Annotated in this window: 38 protein-coding genes and 2 pseudogenes; 1 reads left to right on the forward strand and 39 read right to left on the reverse strand. The window is 38.8% G+C overall.

The genetic code is table 11. The features are described 5' to 3' along the window. Positions 1-64: 64 nt before the first annotated feature. Positions 65-946, reverse strand: a pseudogene (locus PSR12_RS22775) (DUF4822 domain-containing protein); the annotation flags it as partial. A 534-nt stretch (positions 947-1480) separates the two neighbouring features. Here PSR12_RS22775 and PSR12_RS22780 point away from each other — a divergent pair. Continuing rightward, positions 1481-2086, forward strand: a complete 606-nt coding sequence (locus PSR12_RS22780) for an ankyrin repeat domain-containing protein (RefSeq protein ID WP_221682374.1) — start codon at positions 1481-1483, stop codon at positions 2084-2086. A gap of 296 nt (positions 2087-2382) precedes the next feature. Here the strand turns inward: PSR12_RS22780 and PSR12_RS22785 are convergent, their stop codons facing one another. The 38 genes and pseudogenes from PSR12_RS22785 to PSR12_RS22970 all read right to left on the reverse strand — a co-directional run bounded on the left by PSR12_RS22785 (position 2383) and on the right by PSR12_RS22970 (position 26553). Continuing rightward, entirely contained in the window at positions 2383-5436 is a 3054-nt protein-coding gene (locus PSR12_RS22785) for a hybrid sensor histidine kinase/response regulator (protein WP_274770639.1), read from the reverse strand. A 436-nt stretch (positions 5437-5872) separates the two neighbouring features. Beyond that, positions 5873-6265, reverse strand: coding sequence for a 30S ribosomal protein S9 (rpsI, locus tag PSR12_RS22790; RefSeq protein WP_004233744.1), 393 nt, complete (start codon positions 6263-6265; stop codon positions 5873-5875). A gap of 25 nt (positions 6266-6290) precedes the next feature. Beyond that, positions 6291-6728 carry a 50S ribosomal protein L13 gene (rplM, locus tag PSR12_RS22795; protein ID WP_004233742.1) on the reverse strand — a complete coding sequence of 146 codons (438 nt, stop codon included), beginning with the start codon at positions 6726-6728 and terminating at the stop codon, positions 6291-6293. 178 nt (positions 6729-6906) lie between these two features. Next, positions 6907-7647, reverse strand: a complete 741-nt coding sequence (gene truA / locus PSR12_RS22800; protein WP_274770643.1) for a tRNA pseudouridine(38-40) synthase TruA — start codon at positions 7645-7647, stop codon at positions 6907-6909. Positions 7648-7660: 13 nt separating this feature from the next. Then, complete coding sequence (locus tag PSR12_RS22805; RefSeq protein WP_016994490.1) at positions 7661-8458, reverse strand: energy-coupling factor transporter transmembrane component T family protein; 798 nt, start codon at positions 8456-8458, stop codon at positions 7661-7663. Further along, positions 8455-9327 (reverse strand): energy-coupling factor ABC transporter ATP-binding protein, encoded by an 873-nt coding sequence (locus PSR12_RS22810; RefSeq protein WP_016994489.1) that lies wholly within the window; start codon positions 9325-9327, stop codon positions 8455-8457. The genes PSR12_RS22805 and PSR12_RS22810 overlap by 4 nt, the downstream gene beginning before the upstream one ends. Next, a complete protein-coding gene (locus PSR12_RS22815; protein ID WP_016994488.1) occupies positions 9303-10148 on the reverse strand; it encodes an energy-coupling factor ABC transporter ATP-binding protein in 846 nt (281 codons plus the stop codon). Before PSR12_RS22815 ends, PSR12_RS22810 begins: the two co-directional genes overlap by 25 nt. 427 nt (positions 10149-10575) lie before the next feature. Continuing rightward, positions 10576-10956 (reverse strand): 50S ribosomal protein L17, encoded by a 381-nt coding sequence (gene rplQ, locus PSR12_RS22820; RefSeq protein ID WP_008181938.1) that lies wholly within the window; start codon positions 10954-10956, stop codon positions 10576-10578. Positions 10957-11013: 57 nt separating this feature from the next. Beyond that, positions 11014-11958, reverse strand: coding sequence for a DNA-directed RNA polymerase subunit alpha (locus PSR12_RS22825; RefSeq protein WP_004233733.1), 945 nt, complete (start codon positions 11956-11958; stop codon positions 11014-11016). Positions 11959-12097: 139 nt separating this feature from the next. After that, complete coding sequence (gene rpsK / locus PSR12_RS22830) at positions 12098-12487, reverse strand: 30S ribosomal protein S11 (RefSeq protein WP_004233731.1); 390 nt, start codon at positions 12485-12487, stop codon at positions 12098-12100. 25 nt (positions 12488-12512) lie between these two features. Beyond that, positions 12513-12878, reverse strand: a complete 366-nt coding sequence (gene rpsM / locus PSR12_RS22835) for a 30S ribosomal protein S13 (protein ID WP_004233729.1) — start codon at positions 12876-12878, stop codon at positions 12513-12515. A gap of 24 nt (positions 12879-12902) precedes the next feature. Continuing rightward, positions 12903-13016 (reverse strand): 50S ribosomal protein L36, encoded by a 114-nt coding sequence (rpmJ, locus tag PSR12_RS22840; RefSeq protein ID WP_000868344.1) that lies wholly within the window; start codon positions 13014-13016, stop codon positions 12903-12905. A gap of 37 nt (positions 13017-13053) precedes the next feature. Beyond that, on the reverse strand, positions 13054-13272 hold the full coding sequence (infA, locus tag PSR12_RS22845) for a translation initiation factor IF-1 (protein ID WP_004233690.1): 219 nt from the start codon (positions 13270-13272) through the stop codon (positions 13054-13056). A gap of 86 nt (positions 13273-13358) precedes the next feature. Next, positions 13359-13436 (reverse strand): annotated as a pseudogene (locus PSR12_RS22850) (type I methionyl aminopeptidase); the annotation flags it as partial. Positions 13437-13685: 249 nt separating this feature from the next. Next, the gene (locus PSR12_RS22855; RefSeq protein ID WP_016992655.1) at positions 13686-14339 is read right to left on the reverse strand and encodes an adenylate kinase; all 654 of its coding nucleotides are present in this window, start codon (positions 14337-14339) and stop codon (positions 13686-13688) included. Between the two features lie 70 nt (positions 14340-14409). Continuing rightward, the gene (gene secY, locus PSR12_RS22860; protein ID WP_004233672.1) at positions 14410-15705 is read right to left on the reverse strand and encodes a preprotein translocase subunit SecY; all 1296 of its coding nucleotides are present in this window, start codon (positions 15703-15705) and stop codon (positions 14410-14412) included. Beyond that, on the reverse strand, positions 15705-16145 hold the full coding sequence (gene rplO, locus PSR12_RS22865; protein ID WP_004233670.1) for a 50S ribosomal protein L15: 441 nt from the start codon (positions 16143-16145) through the stop codon (positions 15705-15707). Before rplO ends, secY begins: the two co-directional genes overlap by 1 nt. Positions 16146-16179: 34 nt before the next feature. Beyond that, positions 16180-16362: a 50S ribosomal protein L30 gene (rpmD, locus tag PSR12_RS22870; RefSeq protein ID WP_004233668.1), complete on the reverse strand. Its 183-nt coding sequence runs from the start codon at positions 16360-16362 to the stop codon at positions 16180-16182. A 13-nt stretch (positions 16363-16375) separates the two neighbouring features. Then, positions 16376-16879 (reverse strand): 30S ribosomal protein S5, encoded by a 504-nt coding sequence (gene rpsE / locus PSR12_RS22875; RefSeq protein WP_004233664.1) that lies wholly within the window; start codon positions 16877-16879, stop codon positions 16376-16378. A 21-nt stretch (positions 16880-16900) separates the two neighbouring features. Next, positions 16901-17260: a 50S ribosomal protein L18 gene (rplR, locus tag PSR12_RS22880; RefSeq protein WP_004233662.1), complete on the reverse strand. Its 360-nt coding sequence runs from the start codon at positions 17258-17260 to the stop codon at positions 16901-16903. A gap of 32 nt (positions 17261-17292) precedes the next feature. Beyond that, positions 17293-17832, reverse strand: a complete 540-nt coding sequence (gene rplF / locus PSR12_RS22885) for a 50S ribosomal protein L6 (RefSeq protein WP_048395570.1) — start codon at positions 17830-17832, stop codon at positions 17293-17295. Between the two features lie 30 nt (positions 17833-17862). Next, positions 17863-18261, reverse strand: a complete 399-nt coding sequence (rpsH, locus tag PSR12_RS22890) for a 30S ribosomal protein S8 (protein WP_008181717.1) — start codon at positions 18259-18261, stop codon at positions 17863-17865. A 29-nt stretch (positions 18262-18290) separates the two neighbouring features. Further along, entirely contained in the window at positions 18291-18476 is a 186-nt protein-coding gene (locus PSR12_RS22895; protein ID WP_004233656.1) for a type Z 30S ribosomal protein S14, read from the reverse strand. A gap of 21 nt (positions 18477-18497) precedes the next feature. Further along, entirely contained in the window at positions 18498-19037 is a 540-nt protein-coding gene (rplE, locus tag PSR12_RS22900; protein WP_004233654.1) for a 50S ribosomal protein L5, read from the reverse strand. A 28-nt stretch (positions 19038-19065) separates the two neighbouring features. Further along, positions 19066-19374, reverse strand: a complete 309-nt coding sequence (gene rplX, locus PSR12_RS22905; protein ID WP_004233652.1) for a 50S ribosomal protein L24 — start codon at positions 19372-19374, stop codon at positions 19066-19068. Positions 19375-19409: 35 nt separating this feature from the next. Next, on the reverse strand, positions 19410-19778 hold the full coding sequence (rplN, locus tag PSR12_RS22910; RefSeq protein WP_004233650.1) for a 50S ribosomal protein L14: 369 nt from the start codon (positions 19776-19778) through the stop codon (positions 19410-19412). A 43-nt stretch (positions 19779-19821) separates the two neighbouring features. Beyond that, a complete protein-coding gene (gene rpsQ, locus PSR12_RS22915; RefSeq protein WP_004233648.1) occupies positions 19822-20085 on the reverse strand; it encodes a 30S ribosomal protein S17 in 264 nt (87 codons plus the stop codon). 18 nt (positions 20086-20103) lie between these two features. Next, positions 20104-20304, reverse strand: coding sequence for a 50S ribosomal protein L29 (rpmC, locus tag PSR12_RS22920; RefSeq protein ID WP_004233646.1), 201 nt, complete (start codon positions 20302-20304; stop codon positions 20104-20106). Continuing rightward, on the reverse strand, positions 20294-20728 hold the full coding sequence (gene rplP / locus PSR12_RS22925; protein WP_004233644.1) for a 50S ribosomal protein L16: 435 nt from the start codon (positions 20726-20728) through the stop codon (positions 20294-20296). The genes rpmC and rplP overlap by 11 nt, the downstream gene beginning before the upstream one ends. 1 nt (position 20729) lies before the next feature. After that, positions 20730-21383: a 30S ribosomal protein S3 gene (rpsC, locus tag PSR12_RS22930; protein ID WP_004233642.1), complete on the reverse strand. Its 654-nt coding sequence runs from the start codon at positions 21381-21383 to the stop codon at positions 20730-20732. Between the two features lie 3 nt (positions 21384-21386). Next, on the reverse strand, positions 21387-21731 hold the full coding sequence (gene rplV, locus PSR12_RS22935; RefSeq protein ID WP_004233639.1) for a 50S ribosomal protein L22: 345 nt from the start codon (positions 21729-21731) through the stop codon (positions 21387-21389). Positions 21732-21753: 22 nt separating this feature from the next. Then, positions 21754-22032, reverse strand: coding sequence for a 30S ribosomal protein S19 (gene rpsS, locus PSR12_RS22940; protein ID WP_004233637.1), 279 nt, complete (start codon positions 22030-22032; stop codon positions 21754-21756). Positions 22033-22092: 60 nt separating this feature from the next. Then, positions 22093-22923, reverse strand: coding sequence for a 50S ribosomal protein L2 (gene rplB, locus PSR12_RS22945; protein WP_009373990.1), 831 nt, complete (start codon positions 22921-22923; stop codon positions 22093-22095). Positions 22924-22970: 47 nt separating this feature from the next. Next, complete coding sequence (gene rplW / locus PSR12_RS22950) at positions 22971-23255, reverse strand: 50S ribosomal protein L23 (protein ID WP_004233628.1); 285 nt, start codon at positions 23253-23255, stop codon at positions 22971-22973. Then, positions 23255-23878 (reverse strand): 50S ribosomal protein L4, encoded by a 624-nt coding sequence (gene rplD / locus PSR12_RS22955; RefSeq protein ID WP_004233626.1) that lies wholly within the window; start codon positions 23876-23878, stop codon positions 23255-23257. Before rplD ends, rplW begins: the two co-directional genes overlap by 1 nt. Before the next feature lie 26 nt (positions 23879-23904). Beyond that, positions 23905-24534 carry a 50S ribosomal protein L3 gene (gene rplC, locus PSR12_RS22960; RefSeq protein ID WP_004233625.1) on the reverse strand — a complete coding sequence of 210 codons (630 nt, stop codon included), beginning with the start codon at positions 24532-24534 and terminating at the stop codon, positions 23905-23907. Positions 24535-24579: 45 nt separating this feature from the next. Then, entirely contained in the window at positions 24580-24888 is a 309-nt protein-coding gene (gene rpsJ, locus PSR12_RS22965) for a 30S ribosomal protein S10 (protein WP_004233624.1), read from the reverse strand. A 354-nt stretch (positions 24889-25242) separates the two neighbouring features. Beyond that, on the reverse strand, positions 25243-26553 hold the full coding sequence (locus tag PSR12_RS22970; protein WP_274770951.1) for a Na+/H+ antiporter family protein: 1311 nt from the start codon (positions 26551-26553) through the stop codon (positions 25243-25245). Between the last annotated feature and the right edge of the window lie 62 nt (positions 26554-26615).

Raw genomic sequence — 26615 nt, forward strand, 5'->3', positions numbered from 1 at the left:
AAAGTAAAAAAAACTCCCAAGTCACAAACTTGAGAGTTTTAATTTCTTCTATAATTAAGGGATTTTATTGGATTGTAAAATTAGGATTAAATTCACCTGTATATGGCTCATGCTCTACAAATACAGTTAGATCATTGCCATCTTTGTCTTTACCTGTTCGTTTATATGTGAATTTCTTATCGTTGATTTCTGTAATTTCAAGAGCTACACCATACTTATTATCACCGACAGAAACATGCGCTCTTATTTTATTATCATGAATGACATCAAAGTAACCATAGTCTCCACGACTTTCACCTGTTTCAGGATTAAAGAACTCATATTTATTTGTATTTGCATCATACTTTGCAATGCTGATGAAGTTTGAATTAAATTCTGTTACATCATTACCCGCTTCATCTAACACAACTGTTCCATGCCATAGTGTATCAGCTAGAATTTTGTCTCCGTCAACGTCTGTAACTATTTCACCTGTTGAAGCATCTAACGTTTTATGGGAATCAGTAAATGACAGTTCTTTTTCTTTATATGGAATATGTTCCACGAATACTTCTACATCATTGCCCGCAGCATCTTTACCCATTCTTTTATAAGTAAAGATACTATCGTTTAGCTCAGTGATCTCGACAACAGCTTGGTAGTTTTTTGATTCTGAAATTAATATTCTTTGTTTCCCATCATTTGTGATAAAGAATGTCCCTTTATCCTCACGACTTTTACCGGTAGCAGCGTCAAAGAACTCATAATGACCTGTCTGAGCATCATATTTTGCTAAGCCAATGAAGTTTGCGTTCTCCGCAGTTAAATCATTGTTATCTCGATCATAAACTTTTGTTCCTTGCCAATTTGTACCACTTAGAATATTAGCCATTTCTTGTCCCTTTGTTAATTGCTCTTTGACAGTATTTTCTGTTGCGGCACTTTCTGTTTTAACTTCATCACTATTCGTCGTATTGCCTTTAGCAGGCTCCTTATCTTGACATGCTGCCAATAATGCAATAGCTGCAACAGATACTATTAATAATTTTTTCATACCTACTTACCTCCATCGGTTCGTTTATATTTTGAGTTACATCAAACCCATCATGACCATTTTTTAAAAATGAAAGGTTTGTTGTACCTTCTAAAAACTATATTAAAGTGGAATGTTAAACTCCCCCTAAATAATTTCTTAAAAAATCATAAACCTATACAAAAATATTTTTAATATATATTAAATCTGCACACTAATAGTGAGGTTTATGTAAAAAAAGCTATTTATTTTTTTCTACATATACTTAATTTATGGGTGATCGACATTTCTCACAAACGCGTACCTCAACATTATTTATTATAGGAAAAAGCTAAACCTAGCATATCTTTTTAATATTACTCGTATAATTCGCTACATGTTACCATATTTTTATAAACGGAAAATTAGGCTACAGTGATATACCACTAGTCTTTTGGCTGTTTTAACCAAAGAAAAGAAGGTGGAAAAATGATTGATCAATTAATACTTTCAGCAGCGAACGGCGATACTGATAAAGTATTAGCACTTCTGCAAAATGGCATCAATATTAATACAACGGATCAGTATGGAAGAACCCCTGTCTTAGCTGCCACTTATAATAACCAGGTGGATACTGTGAGGGTGCTCATTCAACATGGTGCTGATATTAATATTAGAGATAATAACCTTGAGAACGTACTTTTACATGCAGGGGCATCAGGCTATTTAGAAATCGTTAAACTTGCCATATCTTCAGGGGCAGATACAAAGCTAACTAATCGCTTTGGTGGAATTGCCATCATCCCTGCATCCGAACGGGGACATGTTGAGGTGGTCCGAGAGCTACTTAATCACTCAGACATTCATGTCAATCACATTAATAATTTGCATTGGACAGCTCTATTGGAGGCAGTCATATTAGGCAATGGCGGGGAGAAACATCAAGAAATTGTGCAATTATTGGTGGATCATGGTGCTGATATAACTATTGGAGATCGAGATGGTGTCACACCATTGCAGCATGCAAAAAAGCTAGGCTTTTATGAGATTGAGCAAATTTTAAAAGAAGCTGCACGCGAACGAAATAACAGTTAACACTATAGGAGGTTTATTCATGATTCAAGAAATCATCTAGAGAGATGTAACCTTCAAGATACGATTCTAGGTGGCCTCACTTCGGTATTAGCTGACCAGCTGCATCCATTTCACCTGCAGTTTCATAAGAAATAACGTTAAGCAATCTTTGAGGTTACTTCAAAGATTGCTTTTTATGATGGAATGACAAAAAGACCCTTTCCTCGAAAGTAGAAAGAGTCTTGGGGTAGATGTTTTGTCTGCCTCTGACTCCGTAAAGACCAAATCATCTTTAAACGGTACGCCATTTGTAAAGGTTACGAATTCTCTTCTGGTAATAGAATAATAACAGTAGTTCCTTTACCTTCTTCACTATATATACGAAAACTGGCATTTCTCATAAGCTTAAATTTTTTCAAAGGATTCGTAAATCCAATACGTGAGTTTTCTTCATTTACTAATCGTTGCAACTTTTCTTCTGAGATACCGACCCCATTATCATCAATTTTAATACGTATAAATTGACCTTCTCGTTGCACACTCACCTCAATAGTACCACCTTCTTTTTTCTTCGAAATCCCGTGAAAAACTGCATTTTCAACTATAGGCTGAATTGATAATGCTGGAATCAAAGATTGAATGGACTCATCTATATCATACGCAACTGTAAGACGATCACCAAAGCGCATTTTTTCAATATAGAGATATGCTTTTACAAGATCTATTTCATCTTCTATTGAAACCATGCTGTTACGATAATGGACATTCAGCTTGGCACGGAAATAGGTTGCTATACTGTATAAAGCCTCTCGTGTATTTTCTATATTTGTATAGCTTAAGCCGATAATAGTATTAAGTGTATTGTAGACAAAATGAGGAGTTACTTGCGCATATAAATAATTCATTTCATCCTCAATCGCATCAATGGAAGATTGTCGAACTGCTAGTAATGATTGAATACGCACTAGTAATTCATCCATCGCAATCGGTTTTTGCAGATAATCATTTGCCCCGACTTGTAAAGATAACACTAAATCTGAATGCTGCATAATGGCTGTTAATACAATAATCGGTAATTCCAACATATCGTATTGCTTGCGTACTTGTTTGCATAATTCATAGCCTGACATACCATTCATCATTAAATCGACTAACATGCAATCTACTTTATGTTTCTTTACATATTCCATCGCATCAAACCCATTATCTACCCCAATAACGGTATAGCCTTTTTGAATTAATGCGTCCACTAGTACTTTTATATTTACATGATCATCATCAACAATGAGTATGGTTTTGTCATTACCTTTATGCAATAATGGTAAATCTAGCTGTAGTATATTATCTGCTCGATTGCCCATCTGTTGTTGTGCTTCAATATCTAGTTTTTCGAGTGTGGCAAGCGGCACCGTAAAAGTAAAAATTGTTCCAACACCTAATGTACTTGTTACATGAATTTCTCCATTTAACTGTTCTACTATATTTTTTGAGATACTCAATCCTAACCCAAGTCCCCCACTTTTTTTATCTTTCTTTACTTGATAAAAGGAATTAAAAATTCGATCTAAGTCTTGTGATGGTATACCAATTCCAGTATCGCTTACTTGTATTTCCATATAATCATTACGTACACTAGCTAAGACTGTAATTTGTCCATGCTTTGTATGTTGCAGAGCATTATAGAGTAAATTATAAAGCACTTGTTTCAATCGTAATTCATCTGTATACATATGAGGTAAATTAGAATCTACTGCACTGATTAACCTTATGGATGTATCACTCGACAGTAAACTACGAATTTCCTCAATTACTTCATCAATTACGCTTATCGGCACAACACGAGGGGTAACACGAACTTCTCTGGTCATATGATTCGAAGAGATCAATAAATCCTCTACTAAATAACCTAAACGTTGCGCGACATTATGTATTAAAATGACATTTTCTTGTTGCTCACGCTTTAAAGGTCCTTGTAAACCTTCCATTAATGATTTGGATATATTTAAAATACCATTTAAAGGCGTACGTAATTCATGAGACGTTTTCAATAAAAACTCATCCTTCATTTGATTATGCATCAAGAGCTCTTCCGATAACGCTTGAACTTCCTTAAAAGATGTATTCGCTCGGAAGCTAAGCAGAGATGCAAAACTATATAGTGTAAAAATAAACAATAATTGTTCACTATAAACCATAGGTATATCAAAAATGTAATACATTACCATCAAAAAAGTATAACAAGTAAGAGATACTAAAAGAATTAGAATATAACGTGAGCCATCTACACCTTTCATAAGCACACGTAATAGCACAAACACATTATAAAGCCCAACTGGAATAAAAATTACTGCAAAGATTATTTGTGATAGAATTAGATTTTCTATTGGTATATTCATACTATTTTTTGTAATCGGGTTGTAAACCCCATAGATAAAAAAAAGTAAACCTAACAAAATACTAATAATATAAATCGCTTTTATCCTCATAAACTCCGGATACAAATAAAAGAGAAATAATGCTAAACAAACATCAACAAGTGGTAAAATCCCTAATTGTAAACGTACTTGCTCATTTATAGTTAAATGTGTAAAAATAAGAAAAAATATTTTTTCATTAGTAAACGACATGTACAGTCCGAATAATATAGTGAATAACCCCAAAAACAATTCTTCTTTACGCTTCCGATTTTGACTATACGATATAATATAAATCGCACCGAATACAATATAACCAATACATACAAACGATTCTGCTAAAATTTTCATGCTAAAGTCTCTTTGAATAGCATCCTTTGTTCCAAACTCAATAGGAAAAGTAATACCGGCTTTTGGATAATTATAATTTCCAACATGTATTACTATATCAAGCATTAGATTCTCACTGTGTGCAAACACCGTATATTTATCATCATTTTCGAACTTAAAGTCCTTTAAAGTTTCACTCGGATTCCCCATACTACCTACATCTTCTCCATTTATGAAAACACGGTTAGATTGACGAATTGAACGAATGTATAATCCATATTCCCCTTCAACTGGGACATTTATCTGAACATGATACGTTCCTACAGTAAGTCCTTCCTCATTTGGTTCTACAAAGCTATTCCAAGTAGCTGGCACCTCAATTGGTATTTTCTCACTCTCATACGCGTTGAATGAATCACTTGATGATAGTAAGATATTTGGATAGAAAGACCATTCTCCATCTAGTTTTAAAATAGTCTTTTCTTGTAGTTCTTTTTCTTCAATCGTAACGATCCCATTCTGCGCAATCGGCTGACTACTACTAACAAAATACTCTCCATTGCCAATAAAATATACGATAATAAATAGCATGATAATAGTCAAAGTAATGCTAATAATTTTTTTCACTTTCACCCCTCCCCTACTTGAACACAATTATATGTAACGTCAAACTATCAATTTGTCAGAATGAAATCCATTATGCAATATGACTATCACCTGTATTTCTCATATCAGTCCTCTTACGCATCCTATCATAGGGCTGTTAAACAAATTCTGAACAAACTATATTGTAAATGCATCGTCTAGTATGGATTACTATCACTGATTTGAATGATGTTTGACATTAAGTGATCCTCGCGAATGTCTCATAGGCTTCTCGCATGTATCTACAAAGTAATGGTGAAATTCTTAATAATTTTAATCCATTCTTGCTTCAAATCTCTTTCCCTTTTTCAAAATTACATTGATTTTTAATCAAGGGGTATTGTTTTTGTTATCAACGTAAAAAAAAGCTCCTCTCAGGTAAACCTGAGAAGAGCTTGAAATCGTTGATATAAAAATATTAACGTTTTGAGAATTGAGGTGCACGACGAGCGCCGCGTAGACCTGGTTTTTTACGTTCTTTCATGCGTGAATCACGAGTAAGTAATCCAGCTGATTTTAATGCAGCACGGAAATCTGGGTCTACTTGAAGTAGAGCACGAGCGATACCGTGACGAACAGCACCAGCTTGACCAGTGTATCCACCACCGTTAACGTTTACGTGGATATCATAGCTTCCTGTAGTTTCAGTAGCTACTAATGGTTGTTTAATTACTTCGCGTAATGCAGCGAATGGTACGTATTCTTCGATTTCACGTTTGTTGATAACAATTTTACCTGTACCTGGTACTAAACGTACGCGAGCTACAGAGCTTTTACGGCGACCAGTGCCGATGTATTGAACTTGTGCCAAAGTAATATCCTCCTCTTAATTTATATTATCCGCGAAGCTCGTATGCTTCTGGTTTTTGTGCAGCATGTGGATGCTCTGTTCCAGTGTAAACATTAAGTTTAGTGAACATTTTACGACCTAAAGAGTTTTTAGGAAGCATTCCTTTAACTGCTAATTCGATCATTCTTGTTGGGTATTTATCTAACATTTCACCAGCAGTACGTGTTTTTAAACCACCCGCAAATTGAGTATGGTGACGGTATAGTTTACCCTCTAATTTGTTACCAGTTAAATGGATTTTGTCAGCGTTGATGATGATTACGTGATCACCTGTATCAACGTTTGGTGTGAATGTTGGTTTATGTTTACCACGTAAGATTGCAGCTACTTCAGAAGCTAAACGTCCAAGAGTTTGGCCTTCTGCATCAACTACTAACCATTTACGGTCTACTTCGTGACCTTTAGCCATGAATGTTGTACGCATGTATATATCCTCCTAATCGATTCGATTACCGTTATTTTTCATTAGACTACACTATAAGTTTCGGGGCTTATTTGTGGTGGTAATGAAAATACCATCTGTTATCATATAATGAATGACTTTTAAAGTCAAGCAATTTCATTAAACACCTGGTGAAGTTGTTCAGAATTGTAGAACGCCACTAATAGAACACTTTTTCTAAGTACAGCCCTTGTGGTGGTGCGGTTTTCCCCGCATTATCACGATTACCTGAAGCAACTACCTCGGACACATTTTCAATCATACGTCGACCTATGCCAACCTCCCAAAGAGTACCTGCAATAATACGCACCATATTATATAAGAAGCCATTCCCTTCAATCACCATATGTAGCTCTTCACCATGCCATTCAAATTGCAATAATGTTACTGTGCGTACTTTATCTTTCACACTTGTATTCGCCGCGCAAAAACAAGAAAAGTCATGTGTACCAATAATAGCCTTAGCTGCCTCTTGCATCGCCTCTACGTTAGGTTTGACTCCATTTGTCTCCACAGTATAATATCTGCGGAATGGACTTTGGATAGGCTCACAAGACCAAATATAGCGATATCTTTTTCCAGCCACGTCATAACGCGCATGAAAGTCATGGGCTACTTCCTCTACCGATAATACACGAATATCTCGTGGCAGTTGCACATTCAAAGCCTTACTATACTTTTCTACAGGTATGCCAAGTGGTGTGTCGAAATGCAATGTTTGCCCTGTCGCATGTACTTTAGCATCTGTACGACCACTTGCAGTTACCTTAACCGATTCTCCCTTATGCATAATGGCTAGAACACGTTCAAGCTCAGCCTGCACTGTACGTTCCCCTGGCTGTATCTGATAGCCTGAAAATAGTGTTCCATCATAGCTTATAATTACTTTTAATCGTCGCATATAGCCTACTCCTTTAACTTCTATAGAAGAATAGCAATACGCCTATTGCTACTAATAACACAAGCGCAAATGTGTCCCCCATATCCCATTTTAACCTGCGGTACCTAGTGCGCCCTTCACCACCGCGATAGCCTCTTACTTCCATCGCTGTTGCTAAATCCTCAGCCCGTTTAAATGCACTGACAAATAGAGGCACAAGCAATGGTACTACTGCCTTTATACGGTCCTTAATTGGCCCAGATGATAAATCAGAGCCCCTTGCCATTTGTGCCTTCATAATTTTATCCGTCTCATCCATTAAGGTTGGAATGAAGCGTAATGAGATGGACATCATTAAAGCCAATTCATGGACGGGTACTTTTATTGCTTTTAAGGGATTCAGCAGAACCTCGATACCGTCTGTTATGGAAATTGGTGATGTTGTAAGGGTTAAGATTGACGTCATAAATACTAATACTAGAAAACGAATTGAGATAAATATTCCCCGCCTAATCCCTTCATCATAAATCGTAATGAATTTTGATTCAAACACAGGGACGCCTTCCTTCGTCATAAAAATATGGAGAAGGAATGTAAAGGCCATTAAAAAGAGCACTGGTTTGAGTCCATTAATTAAAAAATAAAGGCGAATGCGCGATATTAATACAATCAGTAGCGTGAATGCGAGTAACATCGCATACGTCACGGTATTATTGGCTAAAAACACAATAATAATAAAGGCGAACACAAAGATCAGCTTTGACCGTGGATCAAGCTTGTGTACGGGTGAGTCACCAGGTAAGAAGCGACCAAAGATCATTTTTTCCATCATGACTCTGCACGCTCCTCTCTAAGTGCTTGAGCAATTTCAGCAGCAAGCTCTTCCTCTGTTAAGCAAACCTTAGACAAGGAATGACCCATCATGTGTTCAATCTTTTGCTGAAAGCGGACAATACGTGGAGGCTCTAGACGGAATTTCTTTAATGTTTCAACATCTTTAAAAATAATTCGTGGTGTTCCACTTAAGACATTCTTTCCTTCATGCATGATCACAATATTATCTGCGTACCGAGCTGCATCCTCCATACTATGGGTTACTAGAATGGTTGTAAGATGACGTTCTTGATGGAGCTGATAAAACATATCCATAATTTCCTTTTGACCTCGTGGATCAAGACCTGCTGTTGGTTCATCTAAGACAATAACCTCAGGATCCATCGCCAAAACACCTGCAATCGCTACACGACGCATTTGACCACCTGATAAATCGAAAGGTGATTTATCCAAAACACTATCAGGCAAACCGACTAAGCTAACAAGTTCTCTTGCACGAGCTTCCGCCTCCTCCTCTGATATACCAAAGTTCATTGGGCCAAACATAATATCCTTTAACACTGTTTCTTCAAAAAGTTGATGCTCTGGAAATTGAAAGACAATGCCCACCTTTTGTCTTACAGCTTTTAAATCCTTTGCTTTTTTCCCAGCTATAATAAGTCGATCTCCTATATGTACTTCTCCTGAAGTAGGTCTTAGAAGTGCGTTAAAATGCTGCAGAATCGTTGATTTTCCAGAACCCGTATGGCCAATTATCGCTTGATACGTATGAGATGGAATGTCAAAATCTACATCGAATAATGCCCGTTTTTCAAAGGGGGTTCCTTGTGCATAGGCATAACTTACTTGTTGAAGTTTGATGTCCATAAATCATTCACCAACTCTTCTTCTGTCATATGTTGTCCCATTAATGGAACACCTTCCTTTTGCAATAGCTTTGATAACTTCAAGGCAAATGGCAAATCTAGTCCAAATTCAACTAGCTTGTCTCCAAGTGCAAAGATTTCAGCAGGTGTACCTTCTGCAAATTTCTTACCATCATTCATAAAAAGAACACGATCTGCTAACATTGCCTCTTCTAAATCATGGGTAATAGATAAAACTGTTAATCCTGTTTCTGCACGTAATGTTTGCACCGTTTGTAACACCTCTGCACGACCCTGAGGATCTAACATGGATGTAGCCTCATCTAAAATTAAAAGCTTCGGCTTTAAAGCAAGTGCCCCAGCAATGGCTACACGCTGTTTTTGTCCACCAGATAAATGATGTGGCTCATGGTCTAAAAACTGACTCATTTTTACCTGTTCGAGTGCCGCATGTACACGTTTCACCATTTCTTCAAAAGGGATACCGTTGTTTTCCAAAGCAAATGCTACATCATCCTGTACCGTTGCCCCAACGAATTGATTGTCAGGGTTTTGAAAAACCATTCCCATTAAGGAGCGAGATTCCCAAAGATTTTCTTCATTTAAAGGTTCTCGTAATATTCGTACATCCCCCTGTTGAGGAAACAATAAACCATTCATCAGCTTGGCAATGGTGGACTTACCAGAACCATTATGTCCTACAATAGCAATCCACTCACCTTCATCAACAGCAAAACTAACATTTTCTACAGCATTACGACTGTTTTGAATTTCTGGTGTATATGAAAAAGTCACATTATTTAAAGATAAAATTTCAGGCATATCTAGAACTCCTCTCTCTAAGCTCAGCTCTACTAACTAACTTACACTTTTTTATGTATGAATTCTACTACAATCCGTATGTCGATAAAAGAAAAATACTACAATAGCAACTCAAATTGATAATGGACTAATTGAATTACAAAATAACGCCCATATATTAAAAAAAGCACCACAAATTGGCGCCATCTAATCTAATAAAAAAGCGCGCACCTCATTCGATAGAAATGCGCTAGTCGTTACATTTACAAGAAATATGGGTGCTCAAGCCCTTATTTCTCCTGAATGAGGTGCGGAGAGCTAAACGAGACGCCACACTAATAAGTGTCCGCTCATCATAACGCTCAGCTTAATTATTTGTCGTATAAATCATTTATAAAGAAAGAGGGTGGTGATTCCCACCCTCTTCACCACAAGTTTTCTCTTATGATTAAACTAGTTCAATCACAACAACAGGTGCACCGTCGCCACGACGAGGACCTACTTTAAGAATACGAGTGTAACCACCTTGACGCTCAGCATAACGTGGTGCAACATCATCAAATAACTTTTGAAGTGCAAATGATGTTGATTCGTTACCTTCTGCATCAGTCGTTGTTACTAGTTCACGACGGATGAATGCAGCAGCTTGACGGCGTGCATGTAAATCTCCGCGTTTACCTAAAGTAATCATTTTTTCAACAGCTTTACGTACTTCTTTAGCGCGAGCCTCAGTAGTTTCGATACGCTCGTTGATGATTAAATCAGTAGCTAAGTCACGTAACATCGCTTTACGTTGAGAACTTGTACGACCAAGTTTTCTGTAACCCATGGATGTTTCCCTCCTTTATAGAAAAAAATCTGATCTTGTTAGTTGTGTTTAAATCGCTTAGTCTTCTTTGCGTAATCCTAAACCAAGCTCTTCTAACTTCGCTTTTACTTCTTCTAATGACTTACGTCCAAGGTTACGAACTTTCATCATGTCGTCTTCTGATTTATTCGCAAGTTCTAGTACTGTATTGATACCAGCGCGTTTTAAACAGTTATAAGAACGAACAGAAAGATCAAGTTCTTCAATAGTCATCTCTAAAACTTTTTCTTTTTGATCTTCTTCTTTTTCGACCATGATTTCAGCAGTTTGTGCCTCATCTGTCATGCCAACGAAGATGTTAAGATGCTCGGTTAAAATTTTTGCTCCGAGCGAAATCGCCTCTTTCGGACCGATGCTGCCATCTGTCCACACATCAAGAGAAAGTTTGTCGTAGTCAGAAGACTGACCAACACGAGTATTTTCCACTTGGAAATTGACGCGTGATACTGGAGTGTAAATAGAGTCGATCGGGATCACGCCGATAGGAAGATCCTCACGTTTGTTTTGATCAGCAGGAGTGTAACCACGGCCGCGTTGTGCATACATACGCATACGTAAATGACCGTTTTTAGCGATTGTTGCAATATATAGATCTGGGTTTAAAATTTCTACGTCACTGTCATGTGTAATGTCAGCAGCCGTAACTGTACCATCGCCTTTAACATCAATCTCAATAACTTTTTCTTCGTCAGAGTAGATTTTAAGAGCTAGTTTTTTCACGTTCAAAATGATTGAAGCTACATCTTCTACTACGCCTTCTACAGTTGAGAATTCGTGAAGAACACCATCAATTTGAATTGAAGTGACAGCAGCTCCTGGTAATGAAGACAGAAGGATACGACGTAAAGAATTACCCAAAGTGTTTCCATATCCGCGTTCAAGCGGTTCTACAACAAACTTTCCATATTTGGAATCTTCGCTGATCTCCACCGTTTCAATCTTTGGTTTTTCAATTTCGATCATTTTATTTACCCTCCTTCAAAACATCGAATGTATAGGTTCTTTCCATCATAGATTCGATCGTCAATGACGTATCGTTTATTATCTGCACAAGACAGTCTGTACAAAAAATGATGTTCTCATACAATATGAGACGCACCCATTACACGCGACGACGTTTTGGCGGACGGCAACCATTGTGAGGAACTGGAGTAACGTCTTTAATAGCAGTTACTTCTAAACCAGCAGCTTGAAGTGCACGAATAGCAGCTTCACGACCAGCACCAGGACCTTTAACAGTTACTTCCAACGTTTTCAGACCATGTTCAAGGGATGTTTTAGCAGCAGTTTCTGCAGCCATTTGAGCAGCGAATGGTGTAGATTTACGTGAACCACGGAAACCAAGAGCACCAGCACTTGACCAAGATACAGCGTTACCTTGCATATCTGTAATCGTTACGATTGTATTGTTAAATGTAGAACGAATGTGTGCAATACCAGATTCGATATTCTTTTTCACACGACGTTTACGAGTTTGTTGTTTACGAGCCATGTTAAGAAGGAACCTCCTTTACCAATTATTTTTTCTTGTTCGCAACTGTTTTACGAGGACCTTTACGCGTACGCGCATTGTTCTTCGTATTTTGACCACGAACAGGTAAGCCACGACGGTGACGGATACCACGGAATGAACCGATTTCCATCAGACGTTTAATATTTAATGAAGTTTCGCGACGTAAGTCACCTTCAAGTTTGTAAGAATCTAATTGTTCACGGATTTTGTTTAACTCATCTTCAGTTAAGTCGCGTACGCGTGTATCTTCTGAAATACCTGCATCAGCTAGTACTTTCTGAGCTGTAGTTTTACCAATACCGAAAATGTACGTTAATGAAATTACCACGCGTTTGTCGCGAGGAATATCAACACCAGCAATACGTGCCATGTACGTTGTGCACCTCCTTTAGAATTAACCTTGTTTTTGTTTATGTTTAGGATTTTCACAGATTACCATTACTTTACCGCGTCGGCGAATTACTTTACATTTTTCGCAGATCGGTTTCACAGATGGTCTCACTTTCATCTAACCTAACCTCCTTAGTAGTCCGGAGCGCAAAAGATTATTTAAAACGGTATGTGATACGACCGCGAGTTAAATCATAAGGAGATAACTCAATAGTAACCTTATCTCCAGGTAGAATACGGATAAAGTGCATACGAATCTTACCAGATACGTGTGCTAGAATCACATGTCCATTTTCTAATTCTACCTTAAACATCGCGTTTGGCAAAGTCTCAACAACTGTCCCTTCGACTTCAATTACATCATCTTTCGCCATCTACTCTGTCTCCTCTCTATATGCAAATTAAAGTTCTCATCGTTACATCAAACGGATATCTGCTGCAACTTTAGAAGCAACCTCGTTTCAACATATGTTTGGATTGTATGAGAGATGTTTGAAAGACGCTCGTCTGGTTTCGCTTCACACAATCCACGGAATATACAGAACCAGTAAGGGCACTGAATCTCCCATGTTTACACGAATACCGGAATGTCTTGGATGAGATATTCATACCCGTTACACAGATGCTTCCACGAAACCCATTATACTCCTCCAAAAGGTATGTTGCACTTTTTAGAAGAAATATATACCGGGCACAATATGCTTTTGCAACTCTCAAAAAAATTATGTTTCGTTGTTGCTCCCGCATGCCTCCCGCGGAAGCAGTACTCTGCGCCCGGAGCCGGGTATCAGCTGCGGCTGCCCTGTAATAGAGCATCAAGATCAGCAAACACTTTGTTAATATCTTGCTGTCCATCTATATTAGTTAACACGCCTTTAGCTTGATAGAAATCAAGTAGAGGTTGTGCTTGTTTCATATTTACTTCCAGACGGTTCGCAACCGTTTCAGGATTATCATCTGCACGTGTATAAAGCTCGCCACCATCTTTATCACATTTCCCTTCCTCAGCAGGAGGATTGAAAATTAAATGATAGGATGTACCACAAGTTTTACAAATACGTCTACCTGAAAGACGAGCAATTAACTCATCCTTTTCAACTTGAATGTTTAATGTATGCTCAATAGCTTTACCTAGGTCAGCAAGAATGCTATCTAAGGCTTCAGCTTGAGGAACAGTACGTGGGAAACCATCTAATAAGAATCCTTTTTCACAATCAGGTTTAGCCAGTCGCTCACGAACAATACCAATCGTTACTTCATCAGGTACAAGTGCACCTTGATCCATAAACGACTTAGCTTGTAAGCCTAGTTCAGTACCTTCTTTAATTGCAGCACGGAACATATCGCCTGTAGAAATATGAGGAATTGCGTACTTCTCAACAATTTTATCTGCCTGCGTACCTTTACCAGCACCTGGCAGACCCATTAAAACGATATTCATTAGGAAATATTCCTCCCACAAAAGGTTTGCTGATTAAAGGAAACGATGGAACGTTCCCTAAAAACCAACATTATTTCATAAAGCCTTTGTAGTGACGTTTAACAAGTTGAGATTCTAGCTGCTTCATCGTTTCGAGCGCTACGCCGACTACGATAATAATACTAGTACCACCGATCTGCACTGAGGCAGGTAGATTCATAAAGTTTATGAATATAACCGGCATTACTGAAATAACAGTTAAGAAAATCGCGCCGACAAATGTCAGACGATATAACACGCTTGTTAAATACGTTTGAGTGTTTTCACCAGGACGAATACCTGGAATATAAGCACCTTGCTTTTTCAAGTTATCTGCCACATTTTCTGGATTCACTTGTACGAATGCATAGAAATATGTGAATGCGATGATTAATGCCACATAAATAATCATTCCAACAGGTTTTGTATGATCAAACGTGTTATTAATGAAAGTTGTAACATTATTTTCACCGAAGAACGGAACTAACGTACGAGGTGTCATCAGAAACGCTGAAGCAAAGATTACAGGAATAACCCCTGCAGCATTTACTTTTAACGGTAAATGAGTTTGTTGACCACCAGTTTGTTGATTTCGCCCAGTAACTCGTTTTGCATATTGAATTGGAATTTTACGTAGTGCTTGTTGCACGTAGATAACTCCAATAACAACCGCAAGCAAGATTAAAACAAGTAGACCAAGGATAATTAGGTTGATAAATAGCTTATCACCCGCACCCTCGATTTGTTGTGCATAGATTTGGTTGATACCTGTAGGTAATGCCGCAACGATACCTGCGAAAATTACAACAGAAATACCATTACCAACGCCATGCGCAGTAATTTGATCAGCAAGCCATACTAGGAATGCTGTACCCGCTGTTAATACAATAGAGATTATAACATATGTTAAAACCCCTTCTTCCTTAATCAATGACCCGCCATACATTCTATTAAAACCAAATGACATCGCGAATGATTGAATAAAAGCAAGAATAATAGTAAAGTAGCGTGTAAATTGCGCAAGTTTACGTCTTCCGACTTCACCTTGCTTTGCCCACTCAGCAAACTTCGGTACTACGTCCATTTGCAATAACTGAACAATAATTGAGGCTGTGATGTAAGGCATAATCCCCATTGCAAAGATGGAGAAGTTCTTTAAAGCACCACCGCCAAAAGTATTCAGGAAACCAACGAGGTTAAACTCATCAGTTGCCTTTAATACATTAGCGTCAACGTTAGGTACTGGAATGAAAGTTCCAATACGAAAAACGATTAACATTAAAAGTGTGAAAATGATTTTATTTCTTATATCTCGAACACGCATAAAGTTAGAGATTGTCTGAAACATTAAATCACCTCAGTAGTTCCGCCGGCATTCTCGATTGCTTCTTTCGCTGAAGCTGAGAATTTATGAGCTTTGACAGTAAGCTTTTTATTAAGAGTTCCGTTGCCTAGAACTTTAATTCCAGCTTTTTCATTGCTCACTAGACCAGTTTCAAGTAATAATGCAGCAGTTACCTCTGCACCGTCTTCGAAACGGTTTAAAGCATCAAGGTTAACGATCGCGTATTCTTTACGGTTAATGTTCGTAAAGCCACGTTTTGGTAAACGACGGAATAATGGGTTCTGACCGCCTTCAAAGCCTGGGCGTACACCGCCACCAGAACGAGCGTTTTGACCTTTATGACCTTTACCTGCTGTTTTACCGTTACCAGAACCGATACCACGACCAACGCGGTTGCGTTGCTTACGAGAACCTTCTGCTGGTTTTAACTCATGCAGTTTCATAGTGGGTGGCACCTCCTTGTTCAATAATTGGAAATTAAATTTCTTTTACAGTAACTAAGTGAGCTACTTTATCAAGCATACCGCGAGTAGCTGCGTTATCAGCTTTCTCTACAGTTTGGTGTAATTTACGTAAACCTAAAGCTTCAACAGTTTTGCGTTGTGCAGGTTTAGTACCAATCACAGATTTAGTAAGGGTGATTTCTAATTTGTTAGCCATTATCTTTCCCCCCTTATCCTAATAGTTCTTCCACTGATTTACCACGTAATTTAGCTACGTCCTCTACGCGTTTTAATTCAGTTAAACCTTGAATTGTTGCACGCACCATGTTAATTGGTGTGTTAGATCCAAGTGATTTTGAAAGAATATCAGTAATACCAGCAAGTTCTAGTACAGCACGTACTGGACCACCAGCGATAACCCCTGTACCAGGAGCAGCAGGTTTGATTAGGATTTCTCCTGCACCAAAGCGACCTTGCACTAAGTGTGGAGTTGTTCCACCTACGCGTGGCACTTCGATTAAGTTTTTCTTCGCATCTTCAACAGCTTTGCGGATAGCATCTGGCACCTCTTGAGCTTTACCAGTACCGAAACCTACATGACCGTTTCTATCGCCAACTACAACTAATGCTGTGAAGCGGAAGCGACGTCCACCTTTAACAACTTTAGCAACGCGGTTAATAGTAACTACGCGTTCTTCAAGTTCTCCAAGTTTGTTTGCGTCAATACGACTCATGAAATGTGTCCCTCCTTCTTATTAAAATTCTAAACCGTTCTCACGTGCAGCTTCAGCTAAAGCTTTAACACGTCCATGATATAAGTAACCACCACGGTCAAATACTACAGCAGTAATATTTTTTTCCGCAGCGCGTTTTGCGATTGTTTCACCGACTTTAGTTGCTGCGTCAACATTGCTACCAGCACCTTCGAAACCATTTTCTTGAGAAGATGCGCTAACAATTGTTACGCCTGCTACGTCATCGATAAGTTGCGCGTAAATGTTCTTGTTAGAACGGAATACGTTTAAGCGTGGACGCTGAGCAGTACCCGAAATTTTAGAACGAACGCGAGCATGACGTTTTTTACGAACCTGATTTTTATCTTGTTTCGTAATCACAAGGGTCACTCCTTTCTAATGCTTAAGCTGCATTATTTACCTGTTTTACCTTCTTTACGACGAACATATTCGCCTTCATAACGAATACCTTTACCTTTATAAGGCTCTGGTGGACGAACGTCACGGATGTTAGATGCAAGAGCACCAACGCGTTCTTTGCTGATACCTTTAACGATGATCTTTGTGTTTGAAGGAACTTCAATTTGTAGACCATCTTCAGGTGTGAACTCTACTGGATGAGAGTAACCTACGTTAAGTACAAGTTTATTACCTTGTAATTGCGCACGGTAACCAACACCGATAAGTTCTAAAGCTTTTTCGAAACCTGCAGAAACACCAGTAACCATGTTCGCAAGAAGCGCACGAGTAGTACCGTGGTTTGTGCGGTGTTCTTTTGAATCAGAAGGACGTACTACAGTGATTACGTTACCCTCTTGCTCAATTTTCATATCTTGGTGGAAAGAACGAACAAGTTCGCCTTTAGGACCTTTAACAGTAACAGTGTTGTCAGCTGCAACAGTAACAGTTACGTTAGCTGGTACCTCGATAATTTTTTTACCTACACGAGACATTTAGCTGCACCTCCATTCATTTATTGCTAATTACCAAACGTATGCTAGAACTTCGCCGCCAACTTGTTTAGCGCGAGCTTCTTTATCTGTTAATAAACCTTGTGAAGTTGACACTAAAGCGATACCAAGACCGTTCAATACTTTAGGTACTTCATTTGTTTTAGCATATACACGTAAACCAGGTTTAGAAATACGTTTTAAGCCAGTGATAACGCGCTCGTTATCTTTTCCATATTTTAAGAAAATACGGATGATACCTTGTTTGTTGTCTTCCACGTATTCTACGTCACGTACGAAACCTTCACGCTTTAAAATTTCAGCGATTTCTTTTTTCACGTTGGAAGCTGGTACTTCTAACTTCTCGTGACGAACCATGTTCGCATTACGAATGCGAGTAAGCATATCTGCAATCGGATCAGTCATTGTCATTACATTTACCTCCTTCCCAAATTAGGGGATTACCAGCTGGCTTTTTTCACGCCAGGAATTTGTCCCTTATATGCAAGTTCTCGGAAACAAATACGGCAAAGTTTGAATTTGCGATATACTGAATGTGGACGACCACAGCGTTCACAACGTGTATACTCTTGCACTTTAAACTTTTGCTTACGTTGTTGTTTAACGATCATAGATTTTTTAGCCACGTTTTCGCCCTCCTTGTTTGATTACTTTTGGAACGGCATACCGAATTGTGTCAATAACTCGCGAGCTTCTTCGTCAGAGTTCGCTGTCGTTACGATCACGATGTCCATACCGCGTACTTTTGAAACTTTATCGTAATCGATTTCTGGGAAAATTAATTGTTCTTTAACACCTAGAGTGTAGTTACCGCGACCATCGAATGCTTTTTTAGAAACACCACGGAAGTCACGTACACGAGGTAGTGAGATAGAAATTAATTTGTCCAAGAATTCATACATACGCTCACCGCGTAATGTAACTTTAGCACCGATAGGCATACCTTCACGAAGACGGAAACCTGCGATCGATTTTTTAGCTTTAGTTACTACTGGTTTTTGACCAGTGATAATTGTTAATTCTTCAACAGCTGCATCTAACGCTTTAGAGTTTTGAACTGCATCACCAACACCCATGTTGATAACGATTTTCTCAACTTTCGGTAGTTGCATAACTGATTTATATCCAAATTTGCTCATAAGAGCTGGAGAAACTTCATTTAAATATTTTTCTTTTAGGCGGCTCATGTGTGTACCTCCCTTCTATTTATACTAATTAGTCGATTACTGCACCTGATTTTTTTGCTACACGAACTTTTTTACCGTTTTCGATTTTATAACCTACACGAGTCGGCTCGCCAGATTTAGGATCGATTAGCATTACGTTCGAAACGTGAATTGCAGCCTCTTGGCTAACAATACCACCTTGTGGATTCAATTGGTTAGGTTTAACGTGTTTTTTCACGATGTTCACACCTTCAACAAGAACGCGATCTTGTTTTGGGAAAGCAGCAAGGATTACGCCTTCTTTGCCTTTATCCTTACCAGTGATTACCTTAACCTTGTCACCTTTTTTTACATGCATGCTGTCGCACCTCCTTGATTGGCACTGTCATGAAATTAAAGAACTTCTGGAGCTAGAGAAACGATTTTCATGAAGTTGCTGTCACGTAGTTCACGTGCAACAGGTCCGAAAATACGAGTTCCGCGTGGTGATTTATCATCACGAATAATTACACAAGCATTTTCATCAAATTTGATGTACGTGCCGTCTTTACGACGAACGCCTGATTTAGTACGAACGATAACAGCTTTAACAACGTCACCCTTCTTGACAACGCCACCTGGTGTTGCTTTCTTAACTGTACAAACAACGATATCACCGATGTTAGCAGTTTTACGGCCAGAGCCACCAAGCACTTTAATTGTAAGAACTTCACGTGCACCTGAGTTGTCAGCAACTTTCATACGACTTTCTTGTTGGATCACTTAGGTTACCTCCCTTCGGAAATTGGTTGTTCCGAAATAGTTATTAAATAATAACCGCTTTTTCTACAACTTCTACTAGACGGAAACGTTTAGTAGCTGATAGCGGGCGAGTTTCCATGATACGTACGATATCACCGATTTTCGCTGTGTTTAACTCATCATGAGCTTTAAACTTTTTAGAGTATTTTACACGCTTACCATAAAGCTTGTGCTTTTTGTAAGTTTCAACTAAAACAGTAACAGTTTTGTCCATTTTATCTGAAACAACGCGGCCCGTGTAAACTTTGCGTTGATTGCGCTCAGTCATACTTGAAAACCTCCTTTATCAGTTATTTGCACTGATTTCTCTTTCACGAATAACAGTTTTCATACGCGCGATTGCTTTACGCACTTCACGAATACGAGCTGTGTTTTCTAATTGACCAGTCGCCAATTGGAAGCGAAGGTTGAAAAGCTCTTCTTTCAGTGATTTCACTTTTAATTCTATTTCAGAAGTAGCAAGGTCACGGATTTCATTAGCTTTCATTAGATTCACCACCAGTTTCTTGACGTTTTACGATCTTACATTTAACAGGAAGTTTGTGTGATGCTAAACGAAGTGCTTCACGTGCAACTTCTTCAGATACGCCAGCAATTTCGAACATTACTTTTCCTGGTTTAACTACTGCTACCCAACCTTCAGGAGAACCTTTACCAGAACCCATGCGGACTTCTAGAGGTTTTTTAGTGTAAGGTTTATGTGGGAAGATTTTAATCCAAACTTTACCGCCACGTTTCATGTAACGAGTCATCGCGATACGAGCAGATTCGATTTGACGGTTAGTAATCCAGCTAGCAGTTTGAGCTTGTAAGCCCCATTCGCCGAAAGTTACTTCTTTACCGCCTTTCGCTTCGCCACGCATGTTGCCGCGGTGTTCACGACGGTATTTAACGCGTTTAGGCAATAACATATTATTTGCCTCCTTCCACAGATTTCTTCGTAGGAAGAACTTCACCACGGTAGATCCATACTTTAACGCCTAATTTACCGTAAGTAGTATCAGCTTCTGCGTGTGCATAATCGATGTCAGCACGTAGAGTATGAAGTGGAACAGTTCCTTCACTATAGTGTTCAGCACGCGCGATGTCAGCGCCACCTAAACGACCAGATACTTGTGTTTTAATTCCTTTTGCACCAGCGCGGATTGTGCGTTGGATCGCTTGCTTTTGCGCACGACGGAATGATACACGATTTTCTAATTGACGAGCGATGTTTTCAGCTACTAGACGAGCGTCAAGATCTGCACGTTTGATTTCGATGATGTTGATGTGTACACGTTTACCAGTTAAATCGCTAAGGTATTTACGAAGGTTTTCAACTTCAGTACCACCTTTACCGATTACCATACCTGGTTTCGCAGTGTGAATTGTAATGTTTACACGGTTTGCAGCACGTTCGATTTCTACTTTAGAAACAGAAGCGTCTTTAAGAGCCGTTTCAATATATTTACGCACTTTGATGTCTTCGTGAAGTAGAGTTGCATAGTCTTTTTCAGCGTACCATTTTGACTCCCAGTCACGAATAATACCAACGCGTAGTCCTATTGGATGTACTTTTTGACCCACGGATTAACCCTCCTTCTTCTCAGATACCACTAGAGTAATGTGGCTTGTGCGTTTGTTAATTGCGCTTGCACGTCCTTGTGCACGTGGACGGAAACGTTTTAAAGTTGGACCTTCGTCAACGAATACTTCAGAAACTACTAAAGAGTTGATGTCAAGATCGTAGTTGTGCTCAGCGTTAGCAACTGCAGATTTTAATACTTTCTCAACGACTGGAGACGCCGCTTTTGGAGTATGACGTAAAATTGCAACTGCTTCACCAACTTGCTTACCTCGGATTAAGTCTACAACTAGACGTACTTTGCGAGGAGCAATGCGTACTGTACGAGCGATAGCTTTAGCTTGTGTCATTAGGATTTACCTCCTCTCAAAATTAGCGTCTTGTTTTCTTGTCGTCTGCACCGTGACCTTTATAAGTACGTGTCGGTGCGAACTCACCAAGTTTATGGCCTACCATATCTTCTGTTACGTATACAGGAACATGTTTACGTCCATCATATACAGCAATCGTTAAACCGATGAAGTTCGGGAAGATTGTAGAACGGCGTGACCAAGTTTTGATAACTTGTTTTTTCTCAGAAGCCTCTTGCGCTTCCACTTTTTTCATTAAGTGGTCATCGACAAAAGGTCCTTTTTTCAAGCTGCGACCCATGTAGGAACCTCCCTCCGTGATTCCACCACGGCTCTCACATAGAACCGTAGTTTAACCACTTTATTTTTTACGACTACGGATGATAAATTTATCCGATTTGTTTTTCTTCTTGCGAGTTTTGTAACCAAGTGCTGGTTTACCCCAAGGAGTCATTGGTGATTTACGTCCGATTGGAGAACGTCCTTCACCACCACCGTGTGGGTGATCGTTAGGGTTCATTACAGAACCACGAACTTCTGGGCGTTTACCTAACCAACGGCTACGACCTGCTTTACCGATGTGTACAAGTTCGTGTTGTTCGTTACCAACTTGACCGATTGTAGCGCGGCAAGTAGCTAAAACTAAACGTACTTCACCAGATTGTAAACGAACGATAACGTACTTATCTTCACGACCAAGTACTTGCGCAGAAGTACCAGCTGAACGTACTAATTGTCCGCCCTTACCAGGTTTTAACTCGATGTTATGGATTGTAGTACCCATTGGAATGTTTGCTAATGGTAATGTGTTACCTACTTTAATATCAGCATCTGGACCAGAAACGATTGTTTGACCAACCTCTAGACCTTTTGGTGCTAAGATGTAAGCTTTTGCTCCATCAGCGTAGTTGATTAATGCGATATTCGCAGAACGGTTTGGATCATATTCAATAGTAGCAACTTTTGCCGGAATGCCATCTTTAACACGTTTGAAATCGATAACACGGTATTGCTTCTTATGACCACCACCATGATGACGAACAGTGATTTTACCTTGGTTGTTACGACCAGCTTTGCGTTTAGTTGGTTCAAGCAATGATTTCTCAGGCTTGTTTGTTGTAATTTCCGCAAAGTCTAATGACGTCATGTTACGACGACCATTAGAGGTAGGTTTATACTTTTTAATCGCCATTGTGTTTTCCCTCCTTCTTGAGTGTTCAAATCATAAATCCGTTAGGATTACATTTCGAATAATTCAATTTCTTTGCTATCAGCAGTTAATTTAACGATCGCTTTACGACGTTTGTTAGTGTAACCACCGTAACGGCCTACGCGTTTGAATTTACCTTTGTAGTTAAGAACGTTTACTTTCTCAACTTTTACGCCAAAGATTTCTTCTACAGCGTCTTTTACTTGAGTTTTGTTAGCGCGAGTGTCTACTTCGAAAGTATACTTTTTCTCTGCCATAAGTTCTGAAGAACGCTCAGTAATGACCGGACGTTTTAAAATATCACGTGCTTCCATTATCCAAGCACCTCCTCAACTTTTTCTACTGCAGACTTAGTGAATACAACTTTATCATGACCTAATAGATCAAGAACGTTGATTCCGTTTGCAGTTAAAACTGTTACACCTGGGATGTTACGAGCAGATAATGCTACGTTTTCATCTAGGTCAGCAGTTACGAATAAAGATTTTTTCTCTAAAGAAAGATCTTTAAGGATTTTTGTGAATTCTTTTGTTTTTGGTGCTGCTAGAGTTAGAGCATCAAGAACTAAGAAGTTTTGTTCTACTACTTTAGCTGATAAAGCAGATTTAAGAGCTAAACGACGAACTTTTTTAGGTAATTTATAAGAATAGCTACGTGGAGTAGGACCGAATACGATACCACCGCCGCGCCATTGTGGAGAACGGATAGAACCTTGACGAGCACGACCAGTTCCTTTTTGACGCCATGGTTTACGACCACCACCAGCAACCTCAGAACGGTTTTTAACCTTGTGATTACCTTGACGAAGAGAAGCACGTTGAGCAACTACTGCGTCGAATAATACTGCTTCATTTGGCTCGATTCCGAAGATCGCATCGTTTAATTCGATTTCACCAACTGAAGCACCTGTTTGACTAAGTACAGATACTTTTGTCATTCCTGTTTCCTCCTTTCCTTAAGTGATTACTTAGCTTTAATTGCAGTTTTTACTGTAACTAGAGCTTTTTTAGAACCAGGAACATTACCTTTAACAAGTAGTAAGTTACGATCTGTATCAACTTTCACGATTTCTAAGTTTTGGATTGTAACTACATTGCCACCCATTTGACCAGGTAATTTCTTTTGTTTAAATACGCGGTTCGGAGCAACTGGACCCATTGAACCAGGACGACGGTGGTAACGAGAACCGTGGGCCATAGGACCACGAGATTGTCCGTGGCGTTTAATAACACCTTGGAAACCTTTACCTTTAGTAACTCCTGTTACATCGATTACATCGCCTTCTGCGAAAATTTCTACTTTGACTTCTTGACCAACTTCGTATTCTTCCACGTTCACGTTGCGGAATTCACGAATGAAGCGCTTAGGAGCAGTGTTCGCTTTTGCTACGTGACCTTGTTCTGGTTTGTTAGAAAGCTTAACGCGCTTGTCTTCGAAACCAACTTGAATTGCTTCGTAGCCGTCTGTTTCAACAGTTTTCTTTTGAAGAACTACGTTTGGAGTAGCCTCGATAACTGTTACCGGGATTAAATCGCCGTTTTCAGCGAAAACTTGTGTCATACCAATTTTTCTACCTAAGATTCCTTTAGCCATTTGTCACACCTCCTGTAAGTTTTAAAAGTTATATTGTTTTTACCATTAAAGTTTGATTTCGATATCAACGCCAGATGGTAAATCAAGTTTCATTAACGCATCAACAGTTTGTGGTGTTGGGTTAACGATATCGATCAGACGTTTATGCGTACGCATTTCGAATTGTTCACGAGAATCTTTGTACTTGTGAACCGCACGAAGAATTGTGTACACAGACTTCTCAGTTGGAAGTGGAATCGGACCTGATACACTTGCACCTGAACGTTTTGCAGTTTCCACAATTTTCTCAGCAGATTGATCTAAAATACGGTGATCATACGCTTTTAAACGAATACGAATCTTTTGTTTTGCCATTATTTTCCCTCCTTCTCGCCTATTTTCTAGACATTCTCCACGAAAATTTTCCCACACACCGCCATGGCAAAGCGGCCGGGTGTGTCGGCAACCTCTCGCTTCATCGCAGTCAAAGACCAACATTCAACATTATATACAATAAAAAAAGAATAAGCAAGTCTTTTCGCTAAATTCTTTTAAATGTTGCAGATATTCTTAGTACTACTATTTCTACGCTTTTTTAAGCCGTTTATTAGTATATAAAATTTCTATTCATATTGCAACACTTAAGGTTGTCATATCAACATTTTCGCACATTTCAAATAACTCTAAAATGAAAAGTAGTTTCTATTTTATATAGAAACTACTTTCTTGTTATAGAAAGAACACACAGGCAATCCAACCAAATAGGATTAGTGGTATGTTAATGAAAATAAATGTCGGAACACAGGTATCCCAAATATGATGATGCTGACCGTCTACATTTAGGCCAGCAGTTGGCCCTAATGTAGAATCAGATGCTGGAGAACCTGCATCTCCTAAAGCGCCAGCTGTACCAACTAAACAAAGTATCGCTAATGGACTCATATCTAAGCCTTGTGCAAGCGGAACAAAGAGTGTAGCAATAATTGGCACCGTTGCGAAGGATGAGCCAATTCCCATCGTCACAACTAATCCTATGACTAACATGATGAAAACAGCAAGACTTCTATTTCCTTCTAATACGGTGAGTGAATTTGCAATTAAGCTGTCCACATCACCTGTTGCATTGATTACCGCCGCAAAACCATTTGCCGCAATCATAACAAAACCAATAAAGGCCATCATCTTCATTCCGTCAGAAAGAATATCATCGGCTTCTTTCCATTTAAGGGCACCTGTAAAATACATAATCATAATACCTGCAAACGAGCCTACAATCATTGAATCTGTTAACACTTGAGCGCATAGTGCTATCACTAATGCCAGCGCTGTAGAAAACATAATAAACTTGCTGACGTTTACATTTAAAGATTCAGTCTCCACTTCACTATGCTTATAATGCCTTGGCTTGCGGTATACAACAAAGGCGATTACCAATCCAATTAGCATTCCTAATACGGGTATCCCCATTGCTGCAGAGACATCACGTGAAGATACAGCCATTCCTGCCTCTGACACTTGTGTAGCAACAATATCTTGAAAGATTGCTCCAAAACCAGCAGGTACAAAACTATAAGTTCCAATTAAGCCTACTGCAATCAACGTTGCAATTATACGTCGGTCGACTTCTAGCATATTTAAAATCTTTAAAATAGGAGGAATTAATAATGGAATGAAGGCAATATGAATAGGAATGACATTTTGAGATAAAATTGACATCACAAAGATAAGGAAGAAAATTAATACCTTGATAAGACCTTTTCTATTACTTTTACCCTTTAATATTTTTAACATCCCAGCTATCATTAATTCGGGTATTCCTGTCTTGGCAATGGCGATTGCAAAACCACCAAGTAAGCCATAACTTAATGCAATGGTTGCTCCTGCTCCTAATCCTTCCGTAAATGATCGGACTGTTGACTCGATGCCCATCCCACTAGTTAGACCACCTACAAATGCTCCTAGAACTAACGAGAGAACGACATTGATGCGAAGCAAGCTTAATATTAACATAACGGCAACAGCCGCAATTACTGCATTCATTGTTACACTCTACTTTCATATACTAAATTACTAACATGTTAAACTTTATTATTCTGATAATT

This window comes from Lysinibacillus sp. G01H, from assembly GCF_028872195.1.
GTDB classification, from domain to species: Bacteria; Bacillota; Bacilli; order Bacillales_A; family Planococcaceae; genus Lysinibacillus; species Lysinibacillus capsici.